The organism is Actinoplanes sp. NPDC051851 (assembly GCF_040681165.1).
Classification (GTDB): domain Bacteria; phylum Actinomycetota; class Actinomycetes; order Mycobacteriales; family Micromonosporaceae; genus Actinoplanes.
Map to the genome: position 1 here is coordinate 181286 of NZ_JBFAYF010000002.1, position 13613 is coordinate 194898.

General features: G+C 70.7%; 10 protein-coding genes. 2 read left to right on the forward strand and 8 right to left on the reverse strand.

Annotated elements, in window-relative coordinates; translation table 11 throughout:
- Positions 1-27: 27 nt before the first annotated feature.
- Complete coding sequence (locus AB0M08_RS03305; protein WP_364487588.1) at positions 28-1194, reverse strand: acyl-CoA dehydrogenase family protein; 1167 nt, start codon at positions 1192-1194, stop codon at positions 28-30.
- 216 nt (positions 1195-1410) lie between these two features.
- Here AB0M08_RS03305 and AB0M08_RS03310 point away from each other — a divergent pair, with 216 nt between their 5' ends.
- Positions 1411-2196: an MEDS domain-containing protein gene (locus AB0M08_RS03310; RefSeq protein ID WP_364487591.1), complete on the forward strand. Its 786-nt coding sequence runs from the start codon at positions 1411-1413 to the stop codon at positions 2194-2196.
- Positions 2197-2231: 35 nt separating this feature from the next.
- Here AB0M08_RS03310 and AB0M08_RS03315 read toward each other — a convergent pair whose 3' ends face one another.
- The 7 genes from AB0M08_RS03315 to AB0M08_RS03345 all read right to left on the reverse strand — a co-directional run bounded on the left by AB0M08_RS03315 (position 2232) and on the right by AB0M08_RS03345 (position 12385).
- On the reverse strand, positions 2232-3725 hold the full coding sequence (locus tag AB0M08_RS03315) for a ricin-type beta-trefoil lectin domain protein (protein ID WP_364487594.1): 1494 nt from the start codon (positions 3723-3725) through the stop codon (positions 2232-2234).
- Between the two features lie 2 nt (positions 3726-3727).
- Positions 3728-4411 carry a prepilin-type N-terminal cleavage/methylation domain-containing protein gene (locus tag AB0M08_RS03320; protein ID WP_364487597.1) on the reverse strand — a complete coding sequence of 228 codons (684 nt, stop codon included), beginning with the start codon at positions 4409-4411 and terminating at the stop codon, positions 3728-3730.
- The gene (locus AB0M08_RS03325) at positions 4408-6087 is read right to left on the reverse strand and encodes a putative Ig domain-containing protein (RefSeq protein ID WP_364487600.1); all 1680 of its coding nucleotides are present in this window, start codon (positions 6085-6087) and stop codon (positions 4408-4410) included. The genes AB0M08_RS03320 and AB0M08_RS03325 overlap by 4 nt, the downstream gene beginning before the upstream one ends.
- A gap of 90 nt (positions 6088-6177) precedes the next feature.
- A complete protein-coding gene (locus AB0M08_RS03330) occupies positions 6178-9327 on the reverse strand; it encodes an efflux RND transporter permease subunit (RefSeq protein WP_364487602.1) in 3150 nt (1049 codons plus the stop codon).
- A 141-nt stretch (positions 9328-9468) separates the two neighbouring features.
- Positions 9469-10143, reverse strand: a complete 675-nt coding sequence (locus tag AB0M08_RS03335) for a response regulator transcription factor (protein WP_364487604.1) — start codon at positions 10141-10143, stop codon at positions 9469-9471.
- On the reverse strand, positions 10140-11318 hold the full coding sequence (locus AB0M08_RS03340) for a histidine kinase (protein WP_364487607.1): 1179 nt from the start codon (positions 11316-11318) through the stop codon (positions 10140-10142). The genes AB0M08_RS03335 and AB0M08_RS03340 overlap by 4 nt, the downstream gene beginning before the upstream one ends.
- Before the next feature lie 53 nt (positions 11319-11371).
- Complete coding sequence (locus AB0M08_RS03345; RefSeq protein ID WP_364487610.1) at positions 11372-12385, reverse strand: zinc-binding dehydrogenase; 1014 nt, start codon at positions 12383-12385, stop codon at positions 11372-11374.
- A gap of 49 nt (positions 12386-12434) precedes the next feature.
- Here AB0M08_RS03345 and AB0M08_RS03350 point away from each other — a divergent pair, with 49 nt between their 5' ends.
- Positions 12435-13340: a LacI family DNA-binding transcriptional regulator gene (locus AB0M08_RS03350; protein WP_364487613.1), complete on the forward strand. Its 906-nt coding sequence runs from the start codon at positions 12435-12437 to the stop codon at positions 13338-13340.
- Positions 13341-13613 lie beyond the last annotated feature (273 nt).

Here is a 13613-nt window from a genome sequence, read left to right on the forward strand (position 1 = left end):
GCGGACGCCGACAGCGTTCCCGGCACGTCAGCGATAAGCCGAGTGGCCGGTCAGCGCCTGACCGATGACCAGGGTGTGGATCTCGGAGGTGCCCTCGTAGGTGAGGACGGACTCCAGGTTGTTGGCGTGGCGCAGCGGTGGGTATTCGAGGGTGATGCCGCTGCCGCCGAGGATCGTCCGGCACTCGCGGGCGATGGCGAGCGCCTTGCGGACGTTGTTGAGCTTGCCGACGCTGACCTGGTGCGGCTTGAGGGATCCGGCGTCCTTGCGCCGGCCGAGGTGCAGGGCGAGCAGCGCCGCGGTGTTCAGGTCGACCGCCATGTTCGCCAGCTTCTCCTGAGTGAGCTGGAAGGCCGCGATCGGGCGGTCGAACTGGACCCGGGTGCCGGCGTAATCGAGGGCGGTGCGCAGGCAGTCCCGGGCGGCCCCCACCGCACCGAAGATGATGCCGAACCGGGCCTCGTTGAGGCAGCTCAGCGGGGCGCCGAGGCCGCGGGCGCCGGGGAGCCGGGCGGTATCGGGAAGGCGGACCTCGTCGAGGATGAGCTCGCCGGTGATGGAGGCGCGCAACGAGAGCTTCTGCTTGATGGTGCGGGTGGTGAAACCCGGGGTGTCCCTGGGGACGAGGAAGCCGCGGATGCCGTCCTCGGTCTGCGCCCAGACCGTGGCGACGTCGGCGATGCTGCCGTTGGTGATCCACATCTTGGTGCCGGTGAGAATCCAGTCGTCGCCGGCGCGGACGGCGCGGGTGCGCATGTTCGCGGGATCGCTGCCGAAGTCGGGTTCGGTGAGGCCGAAGCAGCCGATCGCCTCGCCGGCGGCCATCCGCGGCAGCCACTCCTGCTTCTGCTCCTCGGAGCCGTATTTCCTGATCGAGAACATCGCGAGGGAGCCCTGGACCGAGACGAAACTGCGCAGGCCGGAGTCGCCCGCCTCCAGTTCGAGACACGCCAGCCCGTAGGCGACGGCGCTGGTGCCGGCACAGCCGTAACCGTCCAGGTGCATGCCGAGGACACCGAGCTTGCCCAGTTCGGGGGCGAGTTCGCGGGGGAAGGTCCCCTCCTCGAACCACTCCGCGACGTACGGGCGGACCCGGTCGGCGACGAACCGGCCCACCGTCTCCTGGATCTGCCGCTCCTCGTCGCTCAGCAGACCGGCGACGTCGAGCAGTTCGAGCGGGTCCGTCACAGCCATTCGTCCTCCTTCGGGAAACCACCGAAAGCCCGCGCGGGCGTCGTCCTACCGGAGTCTGCTGCCCGGAGCGGTGCCACGTCACGCATCGGGGCGAAATCGACCGGAGCCGAGCGCCGGCCGAGGTCGCCGGATTCAGCGATACCGGCGCCGCCGGTGGGTGGCTACGGTGAGCGGAGCCGAGTCGACGGGGGCCGAGCGGAAACCGAGGGACGAGAGATGGCCGAGGCCAGCCCACTCGACCGCCTGAGTCCGGGTGATCACGTCTGCCTCGTCGTCGATGACGAACCGTCACGCAGCCGCGGCCTGGTCGCCTACATCCGGGCCGGGTTGCAGCAGCACCACCGGATCCTCTACCAGGGGCAGGGCGCCGGGCGGCTGCGTGTCGCGCTCGCCATCCGGGGCGTGGACGTGACCCGGGCGATGCGCAGTGACCAGCTCCGCCTGATCGGGTCCGGCGTCTTCGATCCGGCGGCGGCGATCGACTGCTGGCGGCAGGAGACCGCCCGGTCGCGGGCCGCCGGGTTCGCCGGGCTGCGGGCGGTCGGCGACATGTCCGGAGCCTGCCGCTGTGGTGCCGACCGGCTCGCCTGGTACGAGTCCGAGGTGAGCCGCCTCCTCGCCGAGGGCTACGCGTCGGCCGTCTGCCTCTACGACCGCCGCCTGTTCAGCGCCGCCGACCTGAGGCGGGTGACCTGCTCGCATCCCACCACGATCACCCATGAGACCGACCCGGACGCGGTGCCGCTGCTGCGCGGGGTGCGTACGGTCGAGCCGCGCGGTCTCCGGCTGGAGGGCGAGGCGGACCTCTCCAACCGGCACGCCCTGCGGGCCCTGATGGACCACCTCGCGGAGGACGCCGCCCGATCCCGGGAGGTGCTCATCGTCGACCTGGGCGGCCTGCGGTTCATCGACGCGGCCGCCGCCCGCATCCTGGTCGGTGTCGCCGGAACACGGATCGTCGGCTGCTCTCCGGCGATCAGCCGGCTCCTGGCCATGGGATGACCGCCCCAGCCCCGGTCGGCGACGTCTCGCCGGGATCAGCTCTCGGTCAGGTTGGTCAGCGGCGTCGGCTGGCTGATGTTCGCGGGCGCGTTCCACTTCTGCAGCTCGGAGGTGTTGCAGACGGCCACCTTCACCTTGCTGGTCCCGTCGCTGTGGAAGTCGTTGGAGGTGGTGCTGGCCTGGTCGGTCGGCTGCAGGCAGTAGCCCAGGTAATCCATGATCCGGTAGCTCGTGCCGTAGTCGCCCGTGTCGTGGTAGACGGTCCACTGGAGGGTGGAGAGCGCCTTGGTCACCGCCGTCTTGCAGGCGGTCACCGTCACCCATGACGTGGAGGTGGCGGTGCCGGGCGACTGGAGGCAGTAGTCGTTGGTGGCGGTGCCGCTGTTGCTGTTGCTCGTACTGCTGGTGTTGTTGACGATGATGGGCCCGGACGCGGAGACCGCCGGAACGACCGGTACCGGGTGCACCCACTGCTGGTTGAAGTCGACGACACCGCTCGGCGACTGCTTGCAGAACCAGGCGATCATGTACGTCGCGCTCATGGACTTGCTCGTGACGTCGAGACAGCGGCTGAACTGGGCGTAGTTGACCAGCTGGTTGGTGCTGTCGCCCGCCATGCCGGCGCCGACACCGGTGGCGGAGCGCCACACCGTGGTCGTGGTGCTGACCGTGCAGGATCCGAGGGTCACCGTCTTGACCGAGGTCGACCCGGGGGTCGTGACCCGGACGCAGAGGCTCTCCACCGCGCTCGCCGAGCTGGTGGAGTGGAACATGCTGCTGCCGTCCAGACTCCACTGGAACGTCGTGGTCCGCACCGACGGGCAGGCCTGGAAGACCAGGGCGTTGCCGCTGGTGTGGGTGCTCCCGGCGTACAGGCACATGCCGGAGGTGGCGGAGGACGACTCCGAGTTGATCAGCTTGAGGTAGAGGTCCGAGGTGTAGCCGAACTGCTGGCGGCTGCTCCCGTCACAGGTCGCCATGAGGATGGCCGTGCCGGCGGTCGGGGCCTTGGTCGTCGTGGAGTCCATGCACTGGTTGCCCAGGGTCGAGCTGGCGATCCGGATCTGGCCGCCCGGGATGTTCGTGTTGCTGGTGGAGAAGATGTAGGTAGCGGTCAGGGTCCGCTTCGCCGATCCGCTGGTGCCGATCGAGGTGACGACCGCGGTGGTGGGCACGTCGGTGGTGGGGCAGGCCAGGGCGGCGCTGTCCTGGTCCAGGTAGGTGAGGGTCACCGCGTACGTCAGTCGTTCGCTCGTGGCGGAGACGCCGCCGTCCCCGGAGAGGGTGCACGGCGGCAGGTTCTCCAGGTATCCGCTCTGGCTGCTGTCGGAGGCGGCCCGGACCCGCGCCATCATCATGTCCAGGCCCGTCTCGGCGGCGCTGAGCGCGGCGTTCCGCTGGTCGAGGTTCTGGGTGGACTTGATCTGCCGGAGCACGATCGGGACCAGGAAGGCGGAGAGCGACATCACGACCGTGATGACGAGCATCGCCATCGGCAGCGAGCCCTCGTCCCCGCGGCGTCGCGTCATCCTCACGAGGTCGGCCTTCCCTTGCTGCAGTCGTTGTCCACCAGGGTGCTGCTGTCGGTGAAGACGTTGTTGCGGTTGGTGTTCTGGGCGGTGAAGAGGATGTCGACCGGCAGCGCGGTGGTCCCCGTCGTGCCGGTGAAGCGGAGCCGGATCTGGGTGTGTTCCAGCTCATACGCGGTGCCCATGTTCCCGGTGCCCGCGCTGGCCGAGGCGTACGGCTTCGAACCGGGGACGTAGACGGTGAACGGCGCGGCGGTGCCGGTCAGGGTCAGGTCGGTGGCGATGGTGGTCGGTGTGCCCGGCGTCGAGGTGGTGGACGAACTCCAGGTGGCCCGGGTCAGCACGCCGCTCTTGTAGGCGAGTTGCCGGCATCCGGAGGGCGTGGCGTACTCCAGGTACCAGTTGCTGCCCACCTGGCCGGGCGTGGCGACCCAGCTCGCGTACCGCAGGTCCTTGTCCAGCCGGCGGAAGCTGTTGGTGAGCTGCTCCTGCGCGTTGCTCAGGGTGTCGGTCCGGTTGACGTCGGAGTAGATCTCGAGGATCCCGCCGGTCACCATGACCAGCACCACCGACATCAGGCCCATCCCGACCAGCAGTTCGACCAGGGTGAAGCCGCCGTCGCGGGAAGCAGGAGCAGGAGCAGGAGCAGGAGCGGGAGCGGGCGCGGTTACCGGGTCGTCGCTCATGTGATCTTCCAGATGAAGGTCAGGACGCTGGTCGCCGTCACCGTGGTCGCGGTGGCCGTCACCGTGTACGTGCCGGTGGCGGTCGGCGTCCCGGAGATGACCCCGGTCGTGGCGTTCAAGGTCAGGCCGGTCGGCAGGCCGCTGATGGTCAGCACCGGGGAGAGGCCGAGGAGGCTGCCGTTGGTGGTCAGCGTGAGCGAGGTGGCCGTGCCCTTGGCGGTCGATTGGTCCGCAGAGGTCAGCGAGGGCGCGGTGAAGACCAGCGACGTACTGGAGTTGACGATGATCACGATCTGCTGGCTGGCGGTGCCGCCGATGCCGTCGGTGACCGTGATGGTGGGCAGGAAACGGCCGGTCACGGTGGGCTTGCCGGCGATGGCGCCGGTGTTCTTGTTGATCGTCCCGCCGGTGGGCAGGCCGGTGGCGGTGTAGGTGTAGCTGCCGTCGCCGCCCGCGCCGACCGCGGTCAGGCTCAGCTTCGAGCCCAGGTCGATCGTCTGGTCGGCGAGCGTGCCCAGCGTCAGGGCGGCGTACACCACGTGCGTGTAGGTGCCGGTGCCGCTCACGCTGTTGGCGTCGGTCGCCGTCACGGTGACCACGTACGTGCCGGCCGTGGTCACGGTGCCGGTGATCGCGCCGGTGGACGCGTTGATGCTGAGCCCCGGCGGCAGGTTGGAGGCGGTGTAGGTGTACGGCGACACGCCGTTCGCCGCGGTGGCCTGCAGGCTGACCGCCTCCCCGACGTGGTTCGAGGCGTTGCTCGGCATGGTCAGCGTGGGTGGCAGCAGCACGGTGAACGTGATCGCCTCGGTGTCGGAGCGGCTCAGCTTGTCGGTGACGGTCGTCGTGGTGACGGTGATGCCGGCGGTGGTGGGGGTACCGCTGATCACTCCGGCCGGGGTCATCGAGAGTCCGGCCGGGAGTTTGCCGACCGTCCAGGTGTTGGGGAGCTGGCCGCCCCGGGCCTCGAGCTGGTAGGTGGTCGCGACGCCCTTGTAGAAGGTGACCGACGAGGTGAGCACCGTCGGGGACGGCCGGTGGATGTCGAAGGTCGGTTCGGCGGCGCGCGACACCAGCGTCGAGACGATGTATTCGCAGGTGTTGCTGGTGCTGCTGTTCGTGCAGGTCTTGTCGGACCAGGTCTCCAGGACGACCACCCGGAAGAACTTCAGGATCTTGGTGGTGTCCGTGGGTGCGGCCGAACCCAGCGGGTAGATGCACTCACCGGTGCCGGTCAGGTAGGCCTCGCACTCGCCGACGTAGATGTTCTGCGTGTAGGTGGTCCCCTCCAGGGTGAGGCTCCGGGCCGAGGTGGGGATCGGCGCCTCCGAGCCCGCCGTGGAGGTGCTGTCGGTGATCAACGGGTCGCCCGCGACCTGCATCGTCGCCAGGTAGGACTTCACCGACGAGCGCGCCGCGTCGAACTGGGTCTGCGTGGCGTTCACGCTGCGCCCGCTCAGCAGCGCGCTGCCCTTGAGCGCGCGGACCTGCTCCAGGGCGGTCGCGGCGAGCTGGATCGCGCCCTGCTTGGTCCGCTGCTTGTTCACGTTCGTCAGGCTGGTGACGAAGAACGGGGTGCTGGCCAGCAGCGTGATGGACAGGATGGTCAGGGCGAGGAGGATCTCCAGAAGACTGAAGCCCTCGTCGCCGGTGACCGGTTCCTGCCCGCTGCTCACGCTGCTCCCATCGGCAGCGGGACGGGTGCGGTTTAGATATTGGACGGGTTCGCCGCCCGCCACGGACCGGCCGTGGCGGGCGGCGGGACGTCAGCCGACGGGAACGAGGTCCGGCTCCGGGGCCGGGGCGGAAGCGGCGGCCTTGCGCAGCGCCCGCTTCTCCCGGCGGTTCTCCACCATCGTGTAGAGCACCGGGATCAGCACCAGGGTCAGCAGCGTCGAGCTGACCAGGCCGCCGATCACCACCACGGCGAGCGGCTGCGAGATGAACCCGCCCGAGCCGGTGACGCCGAGGGCCATCGGGATCAGCGCGAAGATCGTGGCGAGGGCGGTCATCAGGATCGGGCGCAGGCGGCGCAGGCCACCCTCGACGACCGCCTCGGCGACGCCCATGCCGCGCTCGCGGTACTGGTTGATCAGGTCCATCAGCACGATCGCGTTGGTGACCACGATGCCGATCAGCATCAGGATGCCGATCAGGGCGGCCACGCCGAGCGGGGTGCCGGTCACCAGCAGCAGCGCGAGCGCGCCGACGAAGGCGAACGGGATCGAGACCAGCAGGATCATGGTCTGCCGGATGCTGCCGAAGACGGCCACCAGGATCAGGAAGACCAGGCCGATCGCGACCAGGATCGCCAGGATCAGTTGGGAGAACGCCTCGTTCTGGTCGCTCGTCACGCCGCCGGTCTCGTACGTGGCGCCCGCGGGCAGGGTCAGACCCTTCAGCGCCGTCTGCACCGCGGAGCTGGCCGCACCGGTGTCCTCGCCGACCGGGGTGGCCGACACGGTGTTGGTGCGGTCGCCGTCCGAGCGGACCCGCTGGACCGGGCCGTCCACCTGGGTGACCGTGGCGACCTTGTCGAGCCGTACCGCGCCGGTCGCCGTCGAGATCTTGATGGCCTTGATCTCGGCGAGGCTGTCCGGGGCCGCGGCGTCCGCCTTCACGATCACGTCGTGCTGGGTGCCGTCCAGGGAGACCTGGGTGGCGGTGGTGCCCTGCACGGCGGTGCGCAGCGCCGAGACGATCGTCTGGTCGCTGAGGCCGTACGCGGCGGCCTCCTCGCCCTTGGGCACGATGCTGATCTGCGGCGCGCTCGCGCTCAGGTCGCTGGTCACATCCTTGACCTCGGCGACCCCGGTCATCGCCGTCTCGATCTGCGCGGTGGCCTTCTCCAGCGCGGCGTCGTCGCCGGCCTGCACCGAGATGTCGATGGTGCTGCTGCCCAGACCGCCACCGCCACCGCCGCCGACGGTGATCTCACCGGCGCCGTCGATCCCGGCGGCCTTCGCCTTCAGCGCGTCCTCGACGGTGCCGGCGTCCGCGTCGTCGGCCAGGATGATCGTGTACGAGATCCGGTTCGACCCGCCGGCCGAGCCGAACAGGCCGCCGCCCGATGAACCGATCGTGACCTGGTACGACGCGATCCCGTCGATCGTGCCGAGCACCGCCTCGACCTGCTGGGCGGCCTTGTCGGTGCTCGTCAGGTCGGTGCCGGCCGGAAGGGTCTGGCTGACGCTGATGCTGTCCGACCCCGAATCGCCGATGAAGCTGGTCTTCAGCGCGGTGCTCATCCCGACGGTGCCCACCAGCAGCACGATCGCCGCGGCCAGCACCGACTTCCGGTGCCGTACCGACCAGTTGATCACCGGCAGGTAGAGCCGGGGGAGGAGACCCTGCCGCTCCTCGGCCTCGACCCGTTCCCGGTACGTCTCCGGGTCCTCGCGGATCACCGGCGCCTTGAGGAACCAGTACGCGAGCACCGGCACCACGGTCAGCGAGACCAGCAGCGAGGCGAGCATGGCGACCGTGACGGTGATCGAGAAGGCGCCGAAGAGCTCGCCGACCAGACCGCTGACGAACGCGATCGGCAGGAAGACCGCGACCGTGGTCAGCGTGGACGAGGTGACGGCCGAGGCGACCTCACGGACGGCCGTGGTGATCGCGTGGCGGCGGTCCTCGCCGTACCCGAGATGTCTCTTGATGTTCTCCAGGACCACGATCGAGTCGTCCACCACCCGGCCGACCGCGATGGTCAGGCCGCCCAGGGTGAGGATGTTCAGCGAGTAGTCCCGCAGCCAGAGGACGGTCAGCGCGACCAGCAGCGAGAGCGGGATGGAGATCGCGGTGACCAGCGTGGACCGGGCGGAGCGCAGGAAGATCACGATCACCACGATCGCCATCAGCAGGCCGAGCCCGCCCTCCTCGAGCAGCCCGTTGACGGAGTCCTTGACCTGCGGGCCGCTGTCCGAGACCACGGTCAGCTTCGCGCCGTCGCCGAGGTCCTCCTCCAGGCCGGCGAGCTTGCCGCGGACGTCGTCCGAGACCGAGGAGGAGCTGCCGTCGTGGTCCATCGTGATGGAGAGCCCGAGACTCGGCTTCCCGTCCGTACGCGTGATGGAGGTGCTGGCGGCGTCGGTGAGGGCGACCGTCGCGAGGTCCTTGAGCTGCACGGGCTCGGGGGTCTTCGCGGTGCCGCCGAGCGCCGCGGCGGCGGGGGAGGCGACGGTCTGGGTGGTGGCACGGGAGATCCACAGGTTCTTGATCTGGTCGAGCGAGGTGACCGACTTCCCGACCGCGAGGCTCAGGTTCCGCCCGTCCGCGGTGATCGATCCGGCCGACGAGGTGCCGCCGAGGGTGCTGAGCGCGCTCACGATCGACGAGGTGTCCGCGTCGTCGTCCGGCGTCACGGTGATCACCTGGTCGCGGGTGCCGGAGACGGAGACCTCGTTGACGCCGTCGACCGCCTGCAGCGCCGGGACCACGTCGTTCTCCAGTGCGGCGGCGAGCGCCTTCTGGTCGCCGTCCGAGGTCGCCGCGAGGGTCATCGTCGGCATGTCGCCGGTGCTGCCGGTGAGCACCTGCGGGTCGACGCCGTCCGGGAGCTGGGAGGTGATCTTGGAGAGCGCCTCCTGGATGTCACCGGTGGCGTCGTCGATGTCGGTGTCGTAGTCGAAGGAGAGGGTGACCGTGACCGAGCCCTGCTGCGAGGTCGAGGTCATGCTCTCCACGCCGGTCACACCCTTGACCGCGTTCTCGATCGGTACGGTGACCTGTTCCTCGGCGACCTCGGGCGCGGCGCCCGGGTAGGTGGCCATCACGGTGACGGCGGGGAACGAGAGATTGGGCAGGAGCTGCTGCTTCAGCGACGACGCCGCGTAGACGCCGAGCACGACCAGCAGCAGGGTGACCAGGGCCACCAGCTTCCGGTTCGCGAGACTTATCCGGGAGAGTAGGGACACAGTGAGAAGTCTGTGTGCGGGGGCGGCGCGCTCGCGTCGTCCGTCGGCGGACCGTCCGTGTACCGCAGCCGTAGTACGCGGGGCGCCCGGCTACTACGACTGCGGACTGCCACGACCGGGGACTGCCACGACCGGGGACTGCTACGACTGGGGATTGCCGGGACGGACCAGACCGCTCTGGTACGCCACCACGACCAGCTGAGCCCGGTCCCGGACGCCGAGTTTGGCCATCGCCCGGTTCACGTGGGTCTTGGCGGTCAGCGGCGAGAGGAACAGGCGCTCGGCGATGTGCTCGTTGGAGAGGCCGTGCGCGACCAGCACCAGGACCTCGCGCTCCCGATGGGTCAGGTCGTCCAGCCGGGCCGCGGCGGCCGGCGGACTCGCCTCGGGCTGACTGGTCAGGTGGGCGAGCAGGCCGCGGGTGGCCCGTGGGGAGAGCATCGCGTCGCCGGCGGCGACCACCCGGACCGCGTTGATCAGCTCATCCGGGCCGACGCCCTTGCCGAGGAAGCCGCTCGCACCGGCGCGGACCGCGAGCATGACGTTGTCGTCCTGCTCGAACGTGGTCAGCACCAGGACGCGCACCCCGGCCAGGTCGTCGTCGGCGGCGATCCGCCGGGTGGCCTCGATGCCGTCGACGCCGGGCATCCGAATGTCCATCAGGACGACGTCGGCCCGTGCCGTACGGGCCAGCTCGACCGCCTCCCGGCCGTCCATCGCCTCGCCGACGATCTCCAGGTCCGGCTCGGAGTCGAGGATCATCCGGTACCCGGCGCGGATCAGCGGCTGGTCGTCGGCGAGGAGAATGCGAATCAACTGTGGTCCTCGATCGGTGCCGGCAGGGATGCCCGCACGGTGAAACGGCCGCCGGGTTCGGCGTACGCGTCAAGGGTGCCGTCGGCGGCGGCGGCCCGCTCCCGCATGCCGACGATCCCGTAACCGGAGCCGCCGGAACCGCCGCCGTCGTGGCCGGTCGCGACGGCGTTGACCACCTCGACGCGCACGCCGCCGCGGGTGTAGTCGATGGTCAGCTCCGCGGTGCCGGAGCCGTACTTGTGGGCGTTGGTCAGCGCCTCCTGGGAGATCCGGTACGCGGCCAGGTCCACCACGGCGGGCAGGTCGCGTGCCGTACCCACCTGCTGGAACGTGACCTGGAGCCCGGACGCGGCGACGGCGTCCAGCAACTCCGGCAGGCGGGCCAGGCCGCGGGTCGGCTCGATGCCGTCCGGGTCGTCGGACTGCCGGAGCACCCCGACGATCGAGGCCAGTTCCTTGAGTACGGTGTCCCCGGCGTTGCGGATGTGGTCCAGCGCGGGCCGCACCTGCTCGGGCCGCCGGTCCAGCATGTGGCTGGCCGCGCCGGCCTGCACGTTGATCACCGCGATGTGGTGCGCGACCACGTCGTGCAGCTCCCGGGCGATCCGCAGCCGCTCCTGGATGACCCGGCGCCGGGCCTCCTCCTCGCGGGTCTGCTCGGCCCGGCGGGCCCGTTCCTCGACCTCGGCGAGGTAGGCCCGCCGGTTCCGGGTGGCGTCGCCGAACGCGGTGGCCATCCCGACGAAGGTCAGCACCGGGATGGTCGCCGCGGTCAGCACCGGGAACCGGCCGGAGATCACGTCACCGCCGTAGAGGGCGGCACCGCACCCCGCGAAGATCAGCCAGGTGTCCCGGCGGCTGCCGCTGGTCGCCATCGTGTACGCGCACATGCCGGCGGCCAGGATCAGCATCGGATGCCGGCCCTCGTGCGTCCAGGAGTGCGCGATGATCCCAGAGGTCGCCGTGACCAGGGCCTCCCGCGGCCACTTCCGGCGTACCGCCATCACCATCAGGGCGACGGCCGAGGCGGCGATGTCACCCCAGTCCAGCGGCCGGATCTGGTGTTTCATGCCGGAGGCCAGGTAGGTGACGAAGGCCAGCGCGGTGAGCAGGACCGCCACCAGCGTGTCGGTGAGCACCGGGTGCCCGGCGAACACACGGCGGGCCACGGTCATGTGGCCCACGTTAGTTTCCGGTCGCCGGTTCCCGCGTCGTCCACCTGCGGTATCTACCCGAAGGTCACCACCACCTTCTCGGCGGCGCCGGGCGTCGAGCCGAGCGTGAGGGCCCGCTCCGCCTCGGCGAACGGGATCACGTCGCTGATCAGCAGGGCGTACCGCTCCCAGTTCTCCACCAGGTCCTTCGTCACCTCGAAGATCTCGGTCGGGTAGCCCATCGACAGCACCACGGTGAGCTCGGTGGTGAGCAGTTCGCCGAAGTCCACCGGCACCGGCTTCTTGTGCACCGCCACGATGCCGAAGACGGCGCCGTGCTTCACGCTCGCCAGCACGGTCTCCGCGACCACGGGCGCGCCGGCCGCGTCCAGGTAGATGTCCGTGTCCGGCCGGGCGCCGCGGACGAAGCTGCGCGGCGCCTCACCGTGGATCTCCAGCAGCCGGGCGGCGACGTCCTCCTTCGCCGAGTCGATCACCGCGTCGGCGCCGACCCTGAGGGCCTTCTCCAGGCGGTTCGGCACGATGTCGACCACCACCACGTGCGCGCCGCGCAGCTTGTAGCCGATCGCCGCGCCCAGCCCGACCGGCCCGGCGCCGAAGACCACCACCTTGTCGCCGGGCTTCGGGTTCGTCCGGTTCACCGCGTGCCCGGCCACCGCCATCGGCTCGTTCAGCGCGGCGACCTCGAACGGGATGTGATCGGGAACGGTCACCAGGTGGGTGCCGATCATCGCGTCGCGGATCAGTACGTACTCGGAGAGGCCGCCCTGCGCCCCGCCGCTGCCGATGATGCCGTCGGAGGAGGCCATCGGGTTCAGGATGACGTGATCGCCCACCGACAGCCCTTCGACGAGCGCACCCACCTCGGCGATCTCGCCGGCCGGCTCGTGGCCCAGCGGGGTGGCGCCCTGCCGCGGCGGGATGCCGCCGACCGCGATGTAGAGCCCGTCCGAGCCGCAGACGCCGCACGCCCGCATCCGGACCAGCACGTCCCGCGGCCCGGCCACCGGCTTCTCGATCTCCACGAACCCGGTCCGGCCCGCTCCGGTCACCTGTACCGATCTCATCGGACGCTCCTCCGCTAATTCGAATAAGTTGGCGGGTACAGTAGCGCGGGTGACCGGCAGAACGCGAGCGACGATGCGGGACGTCGCCCTGGCCAGCGGCGTGTCCACCGCCACGGTGAGCTTCGTGCTGAACGAGACGGCCGGGCAGACCATCCCCGAGGCGACCAGGGAGAAGGTGCGCCGGGCCGCCGCCGAGCTCGGTTACCGTCCGCACTCGATCGCGCGGGCGCTGCGCGAGGGCGCGTCCCGGATCGTCGTCCTCGAGGCCGGTGGGCTGCCGCCCGGCACCAGCCTGGAGAGCTTCATCGAGGGTCTCGACACCGAGCTCTCCCAGATCGGTTTCGGACTGCTTGTCTCGTACGGGTCGAACCACGACGTGCTCTCCGCGATCTCGCCGCGCGCGGTGATCGACCTGCCCGCGCTCTACGCCCGCCCGGACCGGGACATCGCCGACGGCGGCTGGACCGACGGGCTCGCCGCGCACACCCTGACCCAGGTCACCCACCTCGCCGAGCGCGGGCACACCCGGATCGCGATGGCCGTCCCGACCCGCACCGACCCGTTCTTCGACCTGATGAGCGGCCATCTCCGCGCCGCCGCCGCGGTCCTCGGCCTGCCCGAGCCGCCCGCGCTCGCCGTCGACGGCACCGCGGAGACCGCCGCACGTCTCCGGAGCCTGCTCGCCGTGGGCGTCACGGCCGTCGCCGGCCTCGGCGACGCGCTCGCCGTCGGTACGCTCGCCGCCCTGACCGATCTCGGTCTGTCAGCCCCCGGCGACCTGGCCGTGATCGGGTTCGACGACACACCGATCGGCGCTCTCTGGCGCCCGGCGCTGACCACGGTGCACATCGACGCCCGGGCCTACGGCCGCCGCACCGCCCGCCTCGTCCTGGGCCGCCCCGACACCGGCCCGGCCCCCGCCCCGGCCCGGGTCGTCCAGCGCGCCACCACCTGACCCGCGACCCGGCCCGCGAGCAGCCGCGGCGCCCGCGGCGTGTAAAGCGGCGCCCGCGGCGTGGGATGCGGCGCCCGCGGCGTGTAAAGCGGCGCCCGCGGCGTGGGATGCGGCGCCCGTGGCGTTGGTAGTGGCGCCCGCGGCGTGGGATGCGGCGCCCGCGGCGTGGGATGCGGCGCCCGTGGTGTTGGTAGTGGCGCCCGCGGCCACCCGGCGCGGAGGCCGCAGCGCGCCACACCGGGCGCGTCGCGGGCGTGGTGTGGACGCGCGGCT